Consider the following 19,978-nt stretch of genomic DNA (forward strand, 5'->3'; position numbering starts at 1 on the left):
TTCACGCTCCTCTCCAGACATATGTATGCCGGATAGGCTCAATAAATAAGTGTCACTCCGCATTGCAGGGTTACCGGCACAACGCGGCGTCTAACATACGAAGGGTACTCATTGGTTTATTTCATGTTCAGATTTATTTCATGTACACACCACAACTACTATTCTATTTACGGCAGGTGGATCATGCTTCAATCCTATCTATTTCCAATTTCCTACGCATTCATGTCTTTTCCTGTGGCAGCGCTGCTGTTCACGCTCCCATTTCTTATGGTCCAATACAGACGCCATGGCTATATCAACAAGATTAGGGCACTTATTCTTTATTTGCTGCTGCTCTATTTGCTGAACGCCTTTTATCTGATTATGCTTCCCATGCCGTCGTCCAGGCATAATGCCTACCCTATCGGAAATATGATTCAGCATATACCGCTGCATTTCATTCAGGATATCATCCGCAATTCCAACATCAGCTCCGATGACCCTTTATCGTATTGGAAGATACTACGACAACCGGATTTCCTTCAGGCATTGTTCAATGTATTGTTGACGGTACCCTTTGGGATGTTCCTGGGTTATTATTTCCGCACACGCTGGGTCGTTTGCATTCTGCTTTCCTTTACGCTGTCACTGCTTTTTGAGATCACCCAGATCACGGCTCTCTTCGGATTTTTTGATCATCCCTACCGGATCTTTGATGTTGACGATCTATTGACCAATACGCTGGGCGGAATTGCCGGTTACCGGATTGCACTCTGGGTATCCGCACTGTTGCCACGAATCGAACAGCTCGATACACGGGTAGATTTATCTGCCAAAAGAGTCACCTATACCCGCAGAAGCATCGCCTCGGTATTAGACGCACCAATCTGGAGCATGGTATTGCTGCTGCTCTATTCCTTCCAGGTGCCATACGCTTATTGGATCACAACAGGTATATATTTTGTGGTGATACCTTGGTGTACCGGAGGGAGGACCTTTGGCAAATGGGTGGTCCGGATCCGCATCAGCAGCGAAGACGGCCGCAACCGGTTATGGGGATTAATCGTAAGATACCTGTTCCTGTATGGAATACTGGTGGGTATGAATATACATCTGCTTTCTCCCTCACGGCTCTCGAATTTGCCAGGTCCATGGATGGGAATCGTGTACGGCGCAGTCATGTTCATGAATCTCGCATTCTTTGTCCATCTTGTAATCCGTGTATTCAAGCGAAATCCGGTGCTGGTGTATGAACAACTTAGCCGGACCCGTAACAGAATTACCTGGCCCGACAAGGAGCACGCAGACTCCGGGAGTCCATTGTCAGATTCCGTCTGAACCTATAGGGGTCCCATACAGGACTCTCGTATCTTGTTCATGATTGTTATAATATAGGGGTTATAAGCTTTTATCCATATCATTCAAGGGAGATAGGATTATGGAAAATACGCAACAGAAACGTCAATTTCCAAGAAGCCTGCCGGAAGCGCAGGGGATCCCGTCAGCAGCAGTTTCTTCTTTTCTTAATGCGATGGAAGAGCAGCAATTAGGTCTTCATAGCTTCATGTTGCTGCGCCATGGTGCTGTAATAGCGGAAGGCTGGTGGTCGCCTTATCAACCCGAGCTGCAACATTCTTTATTTTCACTCAGCAAAAGCTTCACCTCAACCGCTATCGGACTGGCAGTGGCAGAAGGATTATTATCCCTGGAGGACCGGGTTGTGGCCTTCTTTCCCGAGGATGCTCCGGAGGACATCAGCCCCAATCTGGCACTGATGAATATTAGCCACCTGCTGATGATGGGTACGGGCCATACAGTAGATACCATGCCAACTATGATGAGCAGCGAAGACGTCAACTGGGTCAGAACATTCCTCCGGCTTCCGGTCGATAAGACACCTGGTACACATTTCCTGTACAACACTGGAGCTTCGTACATGCTCTCTGCCATTTTGCAAAAAGTAAGCGGTCTCACTTTACTGGAATACCTGGAACCCCGCTTGTTTGTTCCGCTGGGCATTCAACATCCGACTTGGGGCTCTTGTCCCCGGGGGGTCAATCTGGGCGGATTCGGGTTAAGTATCACTACCGAAGACATTGCCGCATTCGGACAATTGTATCTGCAGCAAGGGGTATTGAACAATACTCAGCTGCTGACCCAAGAATGGATTGCGGCCGCTACCTCCAAGCAAATCAGCAACGATGATGGTAGTCCGGGTGCAGCTTCCAGCGACTGGGCACAGGGTTATGGCTTTCAATTCTGGCGTTGCCGCCATGACGTATACCGCGGAGACGGAGCCTTTGGCCAATTCTGTATCGTAATGCCAGAACAGGATGCGGTAGTTGCCATAACAAGCGGCAGCAGTGATATGCAGCGTATTATGAACGGAGTATGGGAGCACCTTCTGCCTGCCATGACAAATGAACATGTAATTGTTGATAACGATCCTGCTGCAGCGGAGTTGAATGTACAGTTAGCCCAACTAAATATTCAGCCTCCAGAGATAGCCCCCTTTTCAAGCTTGGAAGAAACAGTGAACGGCAAAGTCTATACACTGGAAGCCAACTCGCTGCAGCTGGATGCACTGGCGGTTTCTTTTAGCGAATCAGCGGCTGAATTAACACTGCAAGGACCGTCGGGTGAACAAAAGGTTTCTTTGGGCCGCGGGGAATGGGTTGAAAGCACCGCCAGCATTCTGGATAATACTAGGAATCTAATCATGTCCAGCTTTACCTGGGTCACCGAGGATACGCTGCTGCTGACCCTCTTGTTCGTAGAAACTCCCTTCCGATTTACTGTAGAGATCACATTCCAAGAATCTTCCATTGTGGTTAAGCAGCAATATAATGTGTCTATGTCAGCTGAAGATCTGGAAACCGTAGTTACCGGCCATTTGTTGTAAATAATCATCTGGATTAACGACAAGGACCGTACACCCCTGATGTGGGATGTACGGCCCTTGTTTAGTTTTTACCCAACCTGCCCATTATTCCTGTATATCCTCAAACTCCACTACCACCGGGCAATGATCACTGCCCATTACGCTACACTCTATTCCCGCCATCCTCAGCTTCGGCGCTAATCGTGAAGAGGCCAGAAAGTAATCGATACGCCAACCCACATTCCGTTCTCTGATCTTCGGCATATAAGACCACCAGGTGTAGGCTCCCTCCTGATCCGGGTGCAGGTGTCTGAACGTATCAATGAATCCTGACTCCAGTAGTACTGTCATCTTCCCCCGCTCTTCATCGGTAAAACCTGAATTCCCGCGGTTGGCTTTGGCATTCTTCAAATCGATGTCCTGATGGGCTACGTTCAGGTCTCCGCATACCAGTACTGGCTTCAGCTTGTCCAGCTCCAGCAGATAGCTGCGGAAGCGATCCTCCCATTCCAGCCGGTAATCCAGTCTCGCCAGCTCACGTTGTGCATTTGGAGTATAGACATTTACGAGATAAAAGCCGGCGAATTCCAGTGTAATCAACCGGCCTTCGGGTTCAGAGTCCTCTTCCATTCCGTATCTTACAGAGAGTGGCTTGATTTTTGTGAATACCGCCGTTCCTGAATACCCTTTTTTCACTGCATAATTCCAGTATTGCTCATACTCTTCTCCCATATCCAGAAGAATCTGCCCCGCCTGAAGTTTAGTTTCCTGCACACAGAAAATATCTGCATCCGTTTCTTTGAAGTAATCCATGAAGCCTTTGCTAACACAGGCTCTTAGTCCATTCACATTCCAGGACACCAGCTTGATCATATGAATTCTCCTTACTATTAACAGTATTATTCTAAGTGTAACATATCATATTTGTGCGAATCTCCTATGTCATTTGTCAAAGCAATAATAGAGTAACCGAATATAATATTCTATCAAATGAAAAGGAGGTCGTTACCATGGCTATCTTGTTACCCATTCAATACTTTAATCTGGCTCCATCTGTAGGTAAATCATATTACGAGAATCTGTCAGGTGGCATTAACGCAGCTGTAACAGTAAACAACAATTCCGCATTCCCCGTGGATCTTGTCATCTACCGGGTCAACGCTCCAGTTGTCACTTATACCATTCCTGCACTGAACAGCCTTACACTTAGCGTGAGTGCTCTGCTCGTAGCCGCTCTTCTCAGCACGGCTGCCGGCGCTGTCTTTGGCACTATTGAAATTGCGACATCCGACTTCTAAAAAAACCCCAGAGTATCCCCCTCATACTCTCGCTCATGACCATCTCCTCTATATGAACAACCCCGGCCGCTTATCGGCTGGGGTTGTTTTTGCGCATCCATACTGTTCTTTAGAATTCGTTCTTGGGCATAGATCCTGTATAGACAGATTGCGGCCGAAAAATCCGGTTGTTCTCTGCCTGCTCCATAATATGAGCGGTCCAGCCAATAATTCTTCCAGCTGTAAAGGTTGGTGTGAAAATATCCGGAGAAAGCTCCAGCGCCTTCAAAATAGCTGCTGCATAAAACTCAACATTGGTGAACAATCTCCGGCCCGGCTTGTATTCTTGAAGTAAATGTATCGCCGTAGCTTCTACATGAAGTGCCAGATCAAAAGAAGGATCCTTGCCGATCATTTCCTGTGTCGCGATCTGAAGAGCTTCCGCACGCGGATCCTTGGTTTTATAGATCCGGTGCCCGAAACCCATGAGCTTGGTGCCACTATCCAGAGCATTCCGCAGCCACGGTTCCGCCCGCTCCTTGGTTCCGATATCCTCAAGCATCGATATCACCTCATATGGAGCACCGCCATGCAGCGGCCCTTTCATCGCTCCGATTGCACCGGCTACCGCAGCATTCATGTCCGATTCGGTAGAGAGCACAACGCGGGCAGCGAATGTTGAAGCGTTCATCCCGTGCTCCATGCATAGAATCAGGTATGCGCTAAGTGCCTTCACATGCGCCTCCGTTGGCTTTTCTCCAGTAAGCATATATAAGTAATTGGCAGCATGACCAAGTTCAGATAGCGGTTCCAGTGGTGTTAATCCATTCAGTGTACGATATCTGTAAGCAATAATAGTCGGCAGGATGGATGCCAACCTGACCGCCTGCCCAATTACCGGAGGCCAAGTGGAGTTTCCCTGCCCGCCAAGCGCAGCAACAGAGCTCTGCAGCACCAGCATCATAGGTACAGACGCAGGCATCAGTTCTATGATCTGGCGGAGATATTCAGGCAATTTACGGGATACGGCCATCTCGCTCTTTAGCAGTTCCAGCTCATCCGCAGAAGGAAGATGCCCGTTCCACAGCAAATAGGCCACTTCTTCGTATGTACGCGTGACTGCAAGCTCTTTTGCCCAATATCCCCGGTATACCAAATACCCCATTTCTCCATCTACCAGACCAATGTTGGTTTCTCCTGCCACAATGCCTTCTAATCCGGTGACTTTTGCCATTATGCTGCACTCCTTTTCCGATTCCATAAGTTAAACATCATATTAGGAGTATAAACGCCAAACCTTACATTGCATATTTATAGTTTTTTATGAATCCATAAAGATTTTTTATCATCATTCCTCTACATGCTGCTCCATTAACTGCTTAAGTTTGGCTTCAGTGTTGGAATCGCCTTCTGGCGTATAGATACTGCACCGCAAATCAGTACTGCCGTGTACTTGGAGCGAAGTGAGATGAAACAGCATTTTGCCCGCTTTGGCGTGACGGAATTCAAGCACTACGTCAGGTGCTGAGCTAACCCGGCTCTCTTCCCATAGCAGATTGAACTCCGTATGCTGCTGCTTCATCTCCGCAATGAAATCATCATACCAGCGATCCTCCACGTATTGGCCGTAATAGGCCCGGAATATGGATAAATACCCTCTGACGAACTGCTGCCAGTTCACGGCAAGGCGCTTGAATTCCTTCCGCACAAACAGTAGGGAGATCATATTCCTCTCCTCAGGCGGCAGTGTAGCAAAGTCGAGAAATACATGGGCTGCGGCTGCATTCCAACCAACGATCCCGCATCGGCGGTCAGAAATTATGGTTGGACAATTGGTTAATTCCTGCAGGATCTTCTGCAGTGAAGGACTGATCTCAGAGATATTCTCCTGCGGATAAAGGGCAGCGCCGGGACCGTTCTCCAGTGCCAGGGCAAATAAATAGCTACGCTCATCTTTGGTAAGCTGCAAAGCAGCAGCAATACAGTCCAATACAGAAGGCGAAACTTTGATGTCCCTGCCTTGCTCCAGCCAAGTGTACCAAGTGTTACTGACTCCTGCCAGCTGCGCAACCTCTTCCCTCCTCAGACCCGGAGTTCTTCTGCGCGTACCTTGAGGCAGCCCGGCCGATGCAGGGGATATCGCAGCCCGCCTTGCTTTTAAGAAGTCTGATAAAGCCTGAAGTCTGGTTTGAGTGGACATAAGTTAAGCGCCTCTTCCTGAATGAAGTTTAGAATAGCACTAATTATACTATGATAAACGACAACTTGTAATAGGATAAATTAAGTGGAAAAATAAACGTATAACAAAAACAGTTACATGCTTCGTCAGCAAGTTATACGGAGCCGATTCACATGGAGCTTATGCTATCAAAACATGTAGATGCTTACGAAGCCAGTTTTGCGGAGTCGATTCACATGGAGCTTATGCTATCAAAACTTTTAGGAGGATCATTCATTATGGAACGCGTAGTAATAACAGGCATGGGTTTGGTCTCGCCGCTTGGAAATACAGTAGAACAATTCTGGGGACGCCTGGTTGCAGGAGAATCAGGGATTTCTCCGATCACCACCTTTGATACCACACATTTCAAAGCAAAGATCGCTGGTGCTGTGCACGATTTCGATCCTGAGGGCAGGTTTGGACGTAAGGAGGCCCGGCGGATGGACCGGTTCAGCCAATTCGCCCTGGCTGCTGCCGAAGATGCTTGGGCAGATTCCGGACTTCAGTTAGACAAAATCGACCGCGAACGAATTGGGGTATACGTAGGCTCAGGAGTCGGAGGTATTCAGACCTTGATGGAGCAAGCCGATGTGCTGCGTTCCCGTGGTGCGGAAAGAGTCAGTCCGACGCTGATCCCTATGCTGATCTCCAATATGGCTGCAGCCCTGATCAGTATTAAGCTTGGGGCACTTGGCCCTACTCTCTCCCCTGTAACTGCCTGTTCCATCGGCAATACAGCTATAGGTGAAGCCTTCCGGATGATCCGTTTCGGCGGTGCCGATATCATCATTGCAGGAGGCACCGAAGCTGCAATTAACGAAATATCACTGGCCAGCTTCGGAAATGCGACTGCGTTGTCCACCCATAATGAGGACCCGCACAAAGCAAGCCGCCCATTTGATGCGAATCGTGACGGGTTTGTCATCGGAGAAGGGAGCGGGATTGTCATTCTGGAGTCCTTGTCTCATGCGCTGAAGAGAAATGCCGTCATTTACGGTGAAGTAACCGGTTACGGTGCCAGTTCCGATGCCTATCACATGGTGGCTACTCATCCCGAAGGTATAGGCGCCTATCAGGCGATGAAGCTGGCGATTAAGGAGGCCGGGATAGAGCCTGGGGATGTGGATGTGATCAGCGCTCATGCTACCAGCACTCTGGTGGGTGACCGTTCCGAAACGATGGCGATCAAAAAACTGTTCGGCGATCAAGCCTACCGTATTCCGGTCACAGCCAATAAATCAATGACAGGGCATGCCCTGGGCGGCGCCGGAGGTCTTGAGGCCATTGCACTCATCCAAAGCATCAGGAAGGGCATTATTCCGCCTACCATCAATCTGGAGGAGCCGGATGAAGTCTGTGACCTCGATTACGTACCTAATATCGCACGCCAAGCGGATCTGCATATCGGAATCTCTAATTCTTTTGGCTTCGGAGGACATAATGCAGTTATTGTGCTGCGGAAATACACAGAGTAACTAGGCACTCAACTTAAGGAATGTCTATAAGAATAAAAAGCCTCCAGCCCCCTACACAACAGGTGGGTCTGGAGGCATAATTACTGGTATAACTGCTGGTGCTTTTGTGGCAGGAATCACCAGAAGATTATTACTCTTGCTATATATTGGGTAGCGGGTTGGTGTAACGTTTAATTCTTATCGGTATCCGGCACATCATGGCTTCCCCAGAGTGTGACGCCAGCAGTTGAGACCACTGAAAACGTCATTACGTTTTTACCAGCCGCTTCATTCCACTCCTTCAGGAAAACTCCGCTGTAAGCCACTCCATCAATAGTCACCTCTGCATTATGATCTCCAGTCAACTTCCAGGTGCCTTCAACCGCCCCCGTGATCTTCCCGTCAGCTGTGAATTCAATGGATTCCGAGCTGACTATATCAGCAGTGATGTCTTTGCCGTGGTTGATGTATCCATAGCCGCCGCTGATCTCTTTGGTAGTGTACTTTCCAATCTTTTCTCCACTGTAACGGTGCGGAGCTACCACCGGCCATCCGTCTGTATTCATAAATATCTGATGTACACGGACCTCATGTTCCTCACCTCTTCCAGGAAAACGGGAATGGAAAATGAGGAAATACTGACCGCTCTTGGCATCGTAATAAGCTGAATTGTGTCCTGGAGACACATAACCACTACTTCCAGACTCCGCTTCATCTTCTGTATTTGTGAATTCGAAATTACCCATCAGCTTCACTCCATATGGAGAGTATGCCGGATCATCGAACAGTACGCCAGCTGTACCTTTCGCATCAATCATAGCCTTGCCTTCCGAGTCTTCAAAGGGACCATCCGGATTCTTGGAGCGGGCAACGCGGATATTATAGCCGCCGTTCGCATCCAAACCCCCATATGAGAGGAAAAGATAGTAATAATCGGTCTCCGGACTGTAGAGCATATAAGGCCCTTCAATCCGGGCATGATTGCCCCCTAGCAGCTTCTTGCCATAACCTTGATCAGGCAGCGGAAACCCGGTCGCGGGATCCAGCTCTAAAATGAAGATCCCCCCAGAATAGGAGCCATACACCATCCAAAGCTTGCCTTCCTTATCAAAAAACACATCCGGATCCACTACGTTAGGTTTCTCCGTTGCATCATAAATCTCACCGTCATCGCCGGTGCCTGCCATACCGGATTTAAGAATAATCCCTTTGTTTGTGTAGGGTCCCTCAATGTTGTCAGATACTGCGATTCCCATCGCCGACAGTGGAGAATCTCCTCTGCAGGCGTCATAGTACATATAAAATTTCCCGTTGGATAGCTGGATGACATCAGGTGCCCAGAGGGTATCCGACTGCGCCCAGCTGAGTGTCTCACTTAATTCTTCGGTTACATTAGGTATAAGTACATTGCCATCGGCAACGCCCGAAGACAACTGTGTCCAATTCATCAGATCCTTGGATTTGGCTGAAGCCAGGTGGGAACCAAAGACATAAAACGTATCATTCACTTTGATTACAGAGGGGTCATGAACAGAAACATTACTAAATTCAGGGTTGCTGTTACTACTGCTGCATGCCGACAATATAGACAACGATATTAAAGTGGTAAACATTCTTTTTTTCATCCTCTAGCCTCCTATGTATACCCTTACATTTTGCCGTCCGGAAATGAAATAGTCAATACTTTTATTTATATATATTAGTTATGTTTCACATTTACTTAAAGTATAATCTTTTATTCAGCACAAAAAAAGCGCCAAGCCCGTTAAGGAACTTGACGCCTCGTTACTATTATTAATAATCGCCGGCGTTCTCTACCAGCACCGGTTGAGGATATGCATTGCTAAGCACGCGCTGTCTCTTCTTCACCACTTCAGGCGGTTCTGCCGCAGGCGCCATGGGGTGCATGAGCCAAGACTTCACCAAATGGGAATCAGATACCTTGTACATTGGTGGTTCTTTCTCCATGTCGATCTGCATCGCATAAGTGCTGCGGAGTGCAAAAGCATCGCCCTTTGGCGGCTTGATCAGATCTGGAGGCGTTCCTGGAATCGCAGTAAGCAAAGATCCTTTGCTCTCGAGACTTGGCATGGAAGCCAGCAATCCCCAGGTATACGGGTGTCTCGGGTCATAGAAGATTTCTTCTGCTGTACCCATCTCAACAATTTGACCGGCATACATTACCGCAACACGGTCAGCCATTCTGGCTACAACTCCAAGATCATGTGTAATGAAGATAATTGCGGTATCAATCTTCTTCTGAAGGTCCTTCATCAGATCCAGAATTTGTGCCTGAATCGTTACATCGAGCGCGGTTGTCGGCTCATCGGCAATCAGTAGCTTAGGGTTAGCCGCAAGTGCCATTGCAATAACCACACGTTGGCGCATCCCGCCGCTGAACTCATGCGGATACTGCTGATAACGGCGTTCCGGTGAAGGAATACCCACCAGATTCAACAGTTCGATAGCGCGTTTGTACGCAGCATCCTTGGTGATTTTCTCATGCTTGAACAGCACTTCGGTAATTTGCTTGCCGACCTTCATCATCGGATTCAGCGAAGTCATCGGGTCCTGAAAAATCATTCCGATTTCTTTCCCGCGGATCTTCTGCATTTGCTTTTCCGTTTTACCGATTAGGTCCTGACCGTCGAACAAAATCTGTCCGCGCTTGTATTCACCCATCGGCTGGGGAACCAGCTTCATAACGGCCTGCGAAGTTACGCTCTTACCGGAACCGGATTCGCCCACGATCGCCAGTGTTTCCCCTTTATTCACATGAAAGCTAACTCCACGGATTGCTTGTACTTCGCCTCCGCGTGTTCTGAATGATATAGCCAGGTCTTTTACCTCTAAAAGGCGCTCCATCCTGTCACCCTCTCGTTTCTTTTCAAATTACGATAAAGATTCTCAATACGTAAAAAACACACAATAAGTATTATTTTATCTATTTACATGTGCTTACGTCAAGAATTTTCTGAAAATCGGCGATGCCGTAGCAAACGTCTTCATACTTGTGAAAACAGACATTTCTAAAATAGGAAATACCCAATTTATTAGAGCTGGCTTAATTCACGCTTACAAGAAATAAGCCTTTACAAAATATACACGAAACACAAGGGTATAGCAAAATTCTACATGGCTGTGCTAAGGCCGTTGCTGCTATTACCGGCAAGAAGACCGGTGTCTCCTGTGAGAACCGGCCTTCGCTTTTTCACACTTTCTCTTCAACTGTATCTACAAAGTCTTTCAAGGTTTCACGCAAATTATCAAAGGCCCAGCGTACATGATTCTCATCCTTGTATTGCCGGGAATAACACTCAATGACCATAATCAGATCAAGATACAGGTCGTACAACCTGATGCGGAGCTGCTCACCAGGAGTGTTAAAAGGTACGCCGTAGCCCTCCAGGAACGCAGGAGAATTCTCAAAATGGCGGAAGTAATATTCAAGCAGCACATCCCCCCAGAGCGCGCGTTCCCAGTCAATGATCGACACGATCACACCGTCTTTGACAAAAATATTGCCATTCCACAGATCCCAGTGAATCAGACGAGGTTCAGTTACCTCATCAAGTGCAGGCAGATACCTCTCCAACCCCTGCCTGATGTCCTCATAGGAAGACGGTAGCTTAGCTTCCAATCTTTCGCCATCATCCAGCACAGCATGAATCATGGTTGTAAAAGTCTCACGCCATGTTCTTCCCGCGGCTCCTGCAGATTCTCCAAAAAGCCCAAAATGTTCGCCAGTAATTTTATTAATCAGGTATTGATATCGGCCCAGCTCCCGTTCAATGGAGGCTTTACCTTTGTCCGTGAGACTCTCTTTGACCTCATCGTAGGGCGTTCCCTCAACCTTTTCCATGAAAAAATAAGGACTTCGAATCCGTTCACAGCTCTCATCGAATCCATACACAGCCGGCACCGGAATACCGCCTCTGGCCAGAACCAGGCGAAGCGCCTTCACTTCAGCACGCATGATGTCTTTTTCGTAGCTAAGCGTTGCTGTCTCCTCAGCAGGGGCGACCTTCAGAATCACGGATTTGCCGTCTGATAGTTCAAGATCATAAGCAGTATTGAAAAAACCTCCGGTCAACTCCTTGCTGCTGATCAAAGATATATCATTTCCAAATGTGCCCGTTACTAATGCTCTAAGCTGCTGATCATCTAATTTGACTTTTGTAAAGCTCTCCATTCATTTAGACCCACCACATATCGGCTAGAGGCTCCTCAATCAATACCTGGCGGAGATTGTCTACTGCTTTGGAGAATCCTTCTTCAATAGACATCAACCCGTCCTCGTGTTCAATGCTGACTACATAATCATAGCCAACTAATCGCAGTGCGCTGATGATATCCGCCCAGACCTTCACATCATGACCGTAGCCCACTGAACGGAACTGCCAGGCCCGGTCCAGCATATTCGTGTAGGACTGCATATCGGTCAAACCGTACATATTCACATTGACCGGATCGATCACGGTATCTTTGGCATGGAAATGATGAATTGCACCTTGGCGTCCCAGGATATGAATGGCCTGCACGGGATCAATACCCTGCCACCACATATGGCTCGGATCAAGGTTCGCGCCGATTACTTCGCCTGCAGCCTCCCGCAGACGGAGCAGTGTAGCCGGTGTGTGCACGGAGAAGCCCCCATGCAGCTCAAGGCCAATCTTCACATCGTGCTGTGCAGCAAACGCGCCCCATTCAGTCCAATAAGGGATGACCTTGTTCTCCCATTGCCAAGACAGAATCTCCTGATAATCATTCGGCCACGGAGCTACCGGCCAGTTGGGGTATTTGGCATGTTCATGGTCGCCCGGGCATCCAGAAAAGGTATTCACAACTGAAACACCCAGCTTCTGCGCCAGTTTCACAGAGTTCACGAAATCCTCGTGATCTTTGCGAGCGAGCTCTTTCTGGGGATGCAGCGGATTGCCGTGACAGCTCAGCGCACTGATCATCAGACCGCGTGACTCTACTGCATGCTTGAATTCCTGGAGCGCTGTCTCATTCTCCAGCAGCAGCTTGGGATCACAATGACTGTTACCCGGATTGCCTCCGGTACCGATCTCCACTGCCTTAAGTCCTTTGGAAGCTACATAATCCAGCGCGTCCTCCAGCTTGCGACCGCCGAAAAGCACCATAAATACACCAAGTTTCATTGCTCTGCCGCCTCTCATTAACGATTGTTAATCCTGTTTAGTACAAGTCAAAATCCTTCACGGTCTGATTAGTCTCAGCCGATTCAAATATCGCTTCTATTAGCTTCAATACACGCATTACCTCGGTATTTTTGACAATCGGCTCTGCCTTGCCCTCAATTACATCCGCAAAGTTGCTATAGAAGCTGGAGGACAGTTCCACTGCCTGCGGCAGCGCTTCAGTAATCGTCGCTCCTTCTGATGGAGGAGCCATGGTCTTGGTGAGACCGACACCGGCGCGGATCGGGGTAGGTTCCCGTCTCTCATTCTTCTGGTTACGGGTAACAATACGGCCCCTCAATGACCAATCTTCAATAATCCCTGTGCCTTCTGTACCTTTGACGTACCATCTTGGGAGTGTGATAAAATTGGTAGTCCCCACTTCGACGACAGCTTTGATACCATTCTCGAATTGCAGCAGGGCCTCGAAGCCATCATCCACTTCATTGCCCAGAATAAAGCTCAGGCTGCTGCTCACACTGGTTACTTTACTGTCAATCATGAACAACAGCTGATCCAGCAGATGAACCCCCCAGTCCAGCAGCATGCCGCCGCCCTGTGCCTTCACATGCCTCCAGTCACCCGGAATACCGTTGGCTCCGTGAACACGCGATTCAAGCTGGAACAGTGGACCGATCGTGTTACGCTCATACATTTCCTTGATGACCCGGAAGTCTTCATCCCATCTCCGGTTCTGATGTACCATCAGTACACGCCCGGCCGCCTCTGCCGCCTCCGTCATTTCTTTGAACTCATCTGACGACAGAGCGACCGGTTTCTCACAGATGACATGCTTACCTGCTTGGAACGCAGAGATAGCGATATCTTTATGCACATCGTTCGGCGTTGCAATCAGTATGGTATCAACCTTTGGATCTGCCAGTACATCCTCATAGCTAACGTAAGCGGTGTACCCTGCCGCTTCGGAGGCGCCTCGGCGCTCCTGCAGCAGGTCGAACGTTCCAGCCACCACCAGGCGGCCGTCCTCCTGAATCAATTGTGTGTGATAGCTGCCCATACCGCCATAACCAATGATGACAATGGTATGTTTCTGTAAACTCATGGTCTCCACTCCTGTTTCAATAGATGTTGCTTTTTCTAATTACTTGTCTGTGCTTCCGTCAAAATACACCGCACGACCTGTACGTGCCGATTCATAGACGGCTTCAAGAATTTGTGTAACGACAAAAGCCTGTTCCGGTTTAACTACCGGCTCCTTGTCTTCAATTACTGCTTCCAGCCACAGGCGGGCTTCCCGGTCCGCTTCACTCTCAGCAGAACCGCTGTAGAATGCCACACCACCCGAGGAGAGGTCCACTTTGGTCTCATACAGACGTCCGGCACGTTCTCCGTTCAGACGCAGACCATCCTTCATGTCCGCTCCGCCCTCTGTGCCAGCAAGCATGGTTTGGGCTTCACCGAATTCCGATACGTTCAGCGCCCAGCTGGATTCCAGGGAGATTGTAGCCCCATTCTCCATCGTAATGAAACCAAATGCAGAATCTTCTACTTTAAATTGTTCAGGGTCCCATGGACCGAAGGCATTGGCCGCATTTTTCTTCTGCCCCAGCTTGTGGAAAGTCGAGCCGACTACCATACGCGGTTTGTAATTATCCATCAGCCACAGGGTCAGGTCGAGCGCATGAGTCCCGATATCGATCAGCGGGCCTCCGCCTTGCTTTTCTTCATCCAGGAATACGCCCCATGTAGGTACTGCACGGCGACGCAGTGCAATGGCTTTGCCATAATAAATATCGCCCAGTTCTCCGCTCTCACAGAGTCCCTTCAGGTATTCACTGTCTGAACGGAAGCGGTTCTGATAAGCGATGGAGAGCTTTTTGCCGGTCCTGCGTGCAGCATCCAGCATTTCCTGAGCCTGGGCTGTCGTCTTAGCCATCGGTTTCTCACACATCACATGATTGCCGGCTTCAAGTGCTGCTACCGAGATCACGGAATGACTGTCATTAGGTGTACATACATGAACGATATCAAAACCGCCTTGGGCCAGAAGCTCACGGAAATCCGTGTAGACAGCTGCATCCTTCGTTCCGTAGGTTTTCGCCGCCTCCTGTGCACGTTCCTCTATGATGTCGCAAAAGGCCACCATTTCGGCATTCTCTTGACGGGACAGACTTGGCATATGTTTGCCGTTTGCGATACCTCCGCAACCGATAATAGCAATTTTGAGTTTGTTAGACATGAACTTTTCCTCCTTGATTGGCGTATGCTTTAATCCATTTTAAGCTGTCCGCTACACTTTCAAGCGGTGAACGGCTGCAATAATCCTGCTCTACAACTGCCCATTCTGCACCTGCTGCATCAGCGGCTTCCAGAATATCGGCCAAATTTACTTCCCCTTCGCCCAGAACTACTGTCTCTGCCGATCCGTCGTCTAGCTTCTTCATATCCTTCAGATGGATAATGGGCAGTCGTCCGGAATATTTGTGAATGTACTCTACCGGATCATATCCGCCGTAATATACCCAGCAGGTATCCATTTCCACCTTCAATACTTCTGCAGGAACTTCTTCGAAGATATAATCAAAAGCGGTCCGGCCGCCGATTTGCTCTGTGAATTCAAATTCATGATTATGATAAGAAAGAACGGCGCCGCGGGCGCTGCATTTCTCTCCGATAATCCGCAGATCTGCTGCAACCTTTTCCCAATTCCGCTGCTCTTCAGTCAAATAAGGGACAATCAGATTGGGGTTGCCGATAGCCAGATTGAAGCTGATCTCCTGCTCCGTATCATTCAGCATGGCATCATACGGACGGTGTGCTCCGAGTGCGGTAAGACCGGTTTCTTGAAGCAGCGCATTCACTTCCTCTGCCGTCCGTCCAAAGAAATGATAAAATTCCACACCGGCATATCCAAGCTCAGCCACCTTGCGGAGGGTTCCTTCAAAATCCTGTTCCAGTTCTTCTCTCAGCGTATACAGCTGCAAGCCGATCTTCAGCATGTTTGCCTCACTCCTCATGGTTTGGTTTGTACGTTCCTATCTATTCTGTTACTCCTAGTCCTTGGGTGCCAGATTACATGACTCACCTGAACAAAAGGGCTGCAAGCACCTGAATCTCCAATATCTGTCTCCCTTATCCCTTATGTTCCATTAGCGTATCTATGTAGCCTTCAGAGCCGCTATAAAGCCCCCTCCACCTTATTTATATGTTTTTTGCTCAGGTTCATAGTAATATGAAAGCGTATATAATAAAATGAAGAATATGATTAATACATGAACAATCTGCTTACTATTTATTTTCCCCACTTCATCATCAGGGAGGACCTATGACACATACAGCACCTTGCCACATCCTGTCTGCAGGATTCTCAGTACACCGTAAGCCATTCCATATGACTGGCGGTGACAGCGTTCAATATTATCTTCTGCGTCTGCAGACGGAAGGACGAAGCCGGACCCTGGTCGATGGTGTTCTCACCACTGTGGAGAGCGGTGATCTTATGCTGTTCGCACCAAGTGATCCTTATTATCTAAGCATCGACAAAGAAAGCTATCCCGTAGGGAAGCCCCGCATTGAAAGCGGTGATTATCATATTTTTTGCGGGGGGCCCTGGATTGAAGAATGGTGGACCCGCAAGAAGCGCCCGCTGGTTCTGCCCATGCCGCTAAGTGATTATTTCCTTGGCCTCTTCCGCCAAATCGTGCTGGAGCAGCGCCGGCTGTCCAACCCCTCACCGGAGATCTCTGCTTGTTATCTGCAGATTCTGTGCCTGGAAATCGACCGGTTGATGTCTGAACAGCCAGCGGTATCGCCTAAGGGCTATCTGGCTTACCGCATGAAGCAATATGTCGAGGAACATGCCGCTTATCCTTTCCGTCTTGAGGATGTGGCGGGACATGTGGATATTTCGGTCTCCCGTGCGGTTCATTTATTTAAAGAGGCTTTTGGCACCACAATCGTCAAGTATGTGAACGACGTCAGGCTGGATATGGCACGGGAACGGATCACCTTCAGCCCTATGCCGCTGGAGCATGTCTCCGAGACATGCGGCTTTGCCAATTATACTTACTTCCACCGTTTGTTCCGGGGACGCTTCGGGATGTCGCCCAAACAATATCGTACGTATAGCCGGCAGACAGAAATGGCTTCTTTACCGTAAAATAATTCTTCTGCGCCTTCTCCAGACATGCAAAAGGAGCGCCATCCTGAAAGATCCGCTCCTTGTGTTTGACCTTATTAAGTTTTTCCCGCTTGCTCGGGGTAACCCGGACATGCTGTGATATCGTGCCGTATTGATCGTTCTTCCTGCGGTTTCGTTCCGCGCACCAGGTACCGGAGCGTTCTGCTTGAAGCAGTGCCTTTTGTGTTTTTGTGCGTGCCATTTGCGCTTGCACTCCTTTATTGTTCTGAATGGTCAGCAGATGGGTGTCAGAACCTGCTGATATTTTTAATTTTAACATATTCATATGACAATTTCCCGGTAAAGTTGACTATAATCATCACGCCTGCCGCAGGCCGCTTGCACAAGCAGCTTTGGGTACAGTATCCTTGAAAGTGAAAACTAGGAAAAGCCGGTAACCACGGATGCGGAGGGGAATTCATGAAATACGATGTATTGTACGAAGGTGCTTTTGCCATGCTTAAGGTGCAGTTGAATCCGGGTGAAAGTGTCAAAGCGGAGATGGGAGCCATGGTCGCCATGTCCCCGAATGTGGAACTTAGAGGTACTGTTGACGGGGGGCTGATGAGGGGTCTCGGGAGAATGCTCAGCGGGGAGAAGTTTTTCTTCCAGGAGCTGACGGCGACAAGAGGGCAAAGTGAAGTCCTGCTCTCTCCAGGTTCCATTGGTGACATTCAGGCCATAGAGCTGGACGGGTCGTACAAGCTGTATGTACAAAAGGACGGCTTTCTCGCCGGTACCCATGGCATTCAGGTCAATACAAAAATGCAGAATCTGACACGAGGGCTATTCTCAGGAGAAGGATTCTTCATTATCGAGATCAGCGGCAGCGGAACCGTGTTCCTCTCATCGTTCGGAGCCATTCATGCCATTAATCTGGAACCCGGCGAGGAAATGATCATCGACAACGGGCATCTGGTGGCCTGGCCGGATTATATGGATTACAAGGTGGAAAAAGCAGCCTCCGGCTGGTTGAACAGCTTAACGAGTGGTGAAGCTCTGGTCTGCAGGTTCCGCGGTGAGGGCGTGGTGCTCGTGCAATCCCGTAATCCGGGCAGCTTCGGAACTTGGATTAAGTCTTTTGTGCCGTCCCGGCCTTGATCAATAGCAAAAACGGCATCTCAAAGCGTATGGTGTACGCTCTTGAAATGCCGTTTTTTTTGAGGTGCAAAAGCTCCAGCCTTGGCTAAATCCTGAACTTGTTAACCGTCCGCTCATAGCTGAACCAGACTTCTTAAACCGCCTGGCATTCCTTTTCTCCTTTACAGCCGCTCCGTTTGCATGTATGGTATGTGCCTTTGAAGTCCAGCCGGTGATCCGTAACCATGAAGCCATATTCCTGCTCCAGCCGCAGCTCCAGGTCATGGAGCCAATCGTCCTTGATCTCCTCCAGCCTGCCGCACACATTGCATATCAAGTGATGATGCATATGGGCATGATTATCATCGCGCAAATCATAACGTGCTGCCCCATCGCCAAAATTCATTTTTTCAACAATATGAAGTTCACATAGCAGTTCAAGTGTCCGGTACACCGTCGCTAGTCCAAGATGCGGATAACTGGCCTTCACCAGCATATATACTTCTTCAACACTTAAACGGTCCTTCTTATTATCAAGCAGAACTTGGACAATAGCCTCACGCTGAGGCGTCAATTTATAGTTTTGGGCAGCAAATTGCTGACTGATAGTAGCAATCGGGTTCACCTTAAGTCTCCCACCTTTCAGGAAGCGCAGATTGAGAATATAAATGCCCCTTTGAGTAAAGGGTCTGACATTATTATAACATTATGCATGGAAGTTACGCACAAACCATCAAAAAAAATCATTTCTCATGCCTCATAATAGAATTTGTACTCCACTTGTAAAGGGATGAAACGGATGAGTTATTATCAAAGGATTCAGCTGTCGCTGGATTATATTGAAGAACATCTGCAGGAAGAACTGCGGATTACCGAGATTGCCGGCAAAGCCTGTTTCTCGGCATTTCATTTCCAACGGATGTTCCTGGCGGTTTCCGGTTTTACTGTACACGAGTACATCCGTAAACGGAGACTTACCGAAGCTGCAAAGCACCTGCGCCACAGCAGTGAAAGTGTACTGCAAATATCCCTGGACTGCCAATATCAGTCCCAGGAGGCCTTCACAAGAGCTTTTCAAAGCTATACAGGTGTGACTCCAGGCAAGTACCGCAAATCTCTGGATATGATTACTGCATCCCAGCAAAAAATCAACTTTTTGGAGCTGCATAAAAATACCGAAGGAGATGTAGAGCAAATGGACAAACCAACCTTGATCCAGCTTGAACGCACACCTATCATCGGCTGCAGATACAAAACCAGCCTGAACGGAGATGGCCATTACGCGGATATTCCCGCATTTTACGATGATTTCGGACGACACGGGCGCTTTATGCCTATCACGGAAAAGGTCTCTCCTGGAATGTCTTACGGTATTTCTTGTGATTATCAGGACAATGGCGACTTCTCATTTATCGTAGGGGAGGCGGTATCAGAAACCGCACCATTACCGGATGAGAATTACCATCGGTTCATCCTGCCCGCAGGAAAGTATGCCATGTTCAAAGCTTATGGACCAGCATCGCTGACTCCAACAACCCGCAACTATATATATGGAACCTGGCTGCCAAATTCCGGCTATGAACGGCGGGAAGGTCCGGATTTTGAAATCACGGATGTGATGAACTCTTCGTTTCCCGATCATATGCGTATCACGATATATATTCCCGTAGATTAAGCATTCAAACCGTGTAGACTAACCTCCAATAGTGCTAAAAAATCAATTGCCTGCAACCTTTCCATA

Annotated in this window: 18 protein-coding genes and 1 pseudogene; 7 read left to right on the forward strand and 12 right to left on the reverse strand. The window is 48.5% G+C overall.

Annotation, left to right across the window (positions count from 1 at the left end):
• Window positions 1-222: 222 nt before the first annotated feature.
• The gene (locus ACAN54_RS08545; protein ID WP_379152993.1) at window positions 223-1,317 is read left to right on the forward strand and encodes a VanZ family protein; all 1,095 of its coding nucleotides are present in this window, start codon (window positions 223-225) and stop codon (window positions 1,315-1,317) included.
• A 100-nt stretch (window positions 1,318-1,417) separates the two neighbouring features.
• Complete coding sequence (locus tag ACAN54_RS08550) at window positions 1,418-2,881, forward strand: serine hydrolase domain-containing protein (RefSeq protein ID WP_379152995.1); 1,464 nt, start codon at window positions 1,418-1,420, stop codon at window positions 2,879-2,881.
• Between the two features lie 84 nt (window positions 2,882-2,965).
• Here the strand turns inward: ACAN54_RS08550 and ACAN54_RS08555 are convergent, their stop codons facing one another.
• Window positions 2,966-3,730, reverse strand: a complete 765-nt coding sequence (locus tag ACAN54_RS08555; protein WP_379154173.1) for an exodeoxyribonuclease III — start codon at window positions 3,728-3,730, stop codon at window positions 2,966-2,968.
• A gap of 140 nt (window positions 3,731-3,870) precedes the next feature.
• Here ACAN54_RS08555 and ACAN54_RS08560 point away from each other — a divergent pair, with 140 nt between their 5' ends.
• Window positions 3,871-4,158, forward strand: a complete 288-nt coding sequence (locus tag ACAN54_RS08560; RefSeq protein WP_379152997.1) for a hypothetical protein — start codon at window positions 3,871-3,873, stop codon at window positions 4,156-4,158.
• 109 nt (window positions 4,159-4,267) lie between these two features.
• On the opposite strand, the gene ACAN54_RS08565 is transcribed toward ACAN54_RS08560, so the two are convergent.
• Together ACAN54_RS08565 and ACAN54_RS08570 are read right to left on the reverse strand one after the other, a co-directional pair.
• Complete coding sequence (locus tag ACAN54_RS08565; protein WP_379152999.1) at window positions 4,268-5,371, reverse strand: citrate synthase; 1,104 nt, start codon at window positions 5,369-5,371, stop codon at window positions 4,268-4,270.
• Window positions 5,372-5,485: 114 nt separating this feature from the next.
• Window positions 5,486-6,337 (reverse strand): helix-turn-helix transcriptional regulator, encoded by an 852-nt coding sequence (locus ACAN54_RS08570; protein ID WP_379153001.1) that lies wholly within the window; start codon window positions 6,335-6,337, stop codon window positions 5,486-5,488.
• Between the two features lie 257 nt (window positions 6,338-6,594).
• Between ACAN54_RS08570 and fabF the strand changes: the two genes are divergently transcribed.
• Window positions 6,595-7,833 (forward strand): beta-ketoacyl-ACP synthase II, encoded by a 1,239-nt coding sequence (gene fabF, locus ACAN54_RS08575; protein WP_379153003.1) that lies wholly within the window; start codon window positions 6,595-6,597, stop codon window positions 7,831-7,833.
• Window positions 7,834-8,003: 170 nt separating this feature from the next.
• Here the strand turns inward: fabF and abnB are convergent, their stop codons facing one another.
• From abnB to ACAN54_RS08610, 7 genes are all read right to left on the reverse strand, one after another.
• A complete protein-coding gene (abnB, locus tag ACAN54_RS08580) occupies window positions 8,004-9,437 on the reverse strand; it encodes an arabinan endo-1,5-alpha-L-arabinosidase AbnB (protein WP_379153005.1) in 1,434 nt (477 codons plus the stop codon).
• A gap of 169 nt (window positions 9,438-9,606) precedes the next feature.
• Window positions 9,607-10,677 (reverse strand): ABC transporter ATP-binding protein, encoded by a 1,071-nt coding sequence (locus tag ACAN54_RS08585; RefSeq protein ID WP_379153007.1) that lies wholly within the window; start codon window positions 10,675-10,677, stop codon window positions 9,607-9,609.
• Window positions 10,678-11,023: 346 nt separating this feature from the next.
• The gene (locus tag ACAN54_RS08590; protein ID WP_379153009.1) at window positions 11,024-12,004 is read right to left on the reverse strand and encodes a phosphotransferase family protein; all 981 of its coding nucleotides are present in this window, start codon (window positions 12,002-12,004) and stop codon (window positions 11,024-11,026) included.
• A gap of 4 nt (window positions 12,005-12,008) precedes the next feature.
• Window positions 12,009-12,977: a sugar phosphate isomerase/epimerase family protein gene (locus ACAN54_RS08595; protein ID WP_379153011.1), complete on the reverse strand. Its 969-nt coding sequence runs from the start codon at window positions 12,975-12,977 to the stop codon at window positions 12,009-12,011.
• 37 nt (window positions 12,978-13,014) lie between these two features.
• A complete protein-coding gene (locus ACAN54_RS08600; RefSeq protein ID WP_379153013.1) occupies window positions 13,015-14,079 on the reverse strand; it encodes a Gfo/Idh/MocA family protein in 1,065 nt (354 codons plus the stop codon).
• 39 nt (window positions 14,080-14,118) lie between these two features.
• Window positions 14,119-15,216 (reverse strand): Gfo/Idh/MocA family protein, encoded by a 1,098-nt coding sequence (locus ACAN54_RS08605; RefSeq protein WP_379153015.1) that lies wholly within the window; start codon window positions 15,214-15,216, stop codon window positions 14,119-14,121.
• Entirely contained in the window at window positions 15,209-15,976 is a 768-nt protein-coding gene (locus ACAN54_RS08610) for a sugar phosphate isomerase/epimerase family protein (RefSeq protein ID WP_379153017.1), read from the reverse strand. Before ACAN54_RS08610 ends, ACAN54_RS08605 begins: the two co-directional genes overlap by 8 nt.
• A 326-nt stretch (window positions 15,977-16,302) precedes the next feature.
• Between ACAN54_RS08610 and ACAN54_RS08615 the strand changes: the two genes are divergently transcribed.
• Window positions 16,303-17,136, forward strand: coding sequence for a helix-turn-helix domain-containing protein (locus ACAN54_RS08615; RefSeq protein ID WP_379153019.1), 834 nt, complete (start codon window positions 16,303-16,305; stop codon window positions 17,134-17,136).
• A gap of 40 nt (window positions 17,137-17,176) precedes the next feature.
• On the opposite strand, the pseudogene ACAN54_RS29915 reads toward ACAN54_RS08615, so the two are convergent.
• Window positions 17,177-17,443, reverse strand: a pseudogene (locus ACAN54_RS29915) (hypothetical protein); the annotation flags it as partial.
• Window positions 17,444-17,577: 134 nt separating this feature from the next.
• Here ACAN54_RS29915 and ACAN54_RS08620 point away from each other — a divergent pair.
• A complete protein-coding gene (locus ACAN54_RS08620; RefSeq protein ID WP_379153021.1) occupies window positions 17,578-18,258 on the forward strand; it encodes a TIGR00266 family protein in 681 nt (226 codons plus the stop codon).
• A 133-nt stretch (window positions 18,259-18,391) separates the two neighbouring features.
• Here the strand turns inward: ACAN54_RS08620 and ACAN54_RS08625 are convergent, their stop codons facing one another.
• A complete protein-coding gene (locus ACAN54_RS08625) occupies window positions 18,392-18,862 on the reverse strand; it encodes a Fur family transcriptional regulator (protein ID WP_379153023.1) in 471 nt (156 codons plus the stop codon).
• A 174-nt stretch (window positions 18,863-19,036) separates the two neighbouring features.
• Here ACAN54_RS08625 and ACAN54_RS08630 point away from each other — a divergent pair, with 174 nt between their 5' ends.
• On the forward strand, window positions 19,037-19,912 hold the full coding sequence (locus tag ACAN54_RS08630) for an AraC family transcriptional regulator (RefSeq protein WP_379153025.1): 876 nt from the start codon (window positions 19,037-19,039) through the stop codon (window positions 19,910-19,912).
• The last annotated feature ends 66 nt before the right edge of the window (window positions 19,913-19,978 follow it).

Source organism: Paenibacillus diazotrophicus (assembly GCF_042610465.1).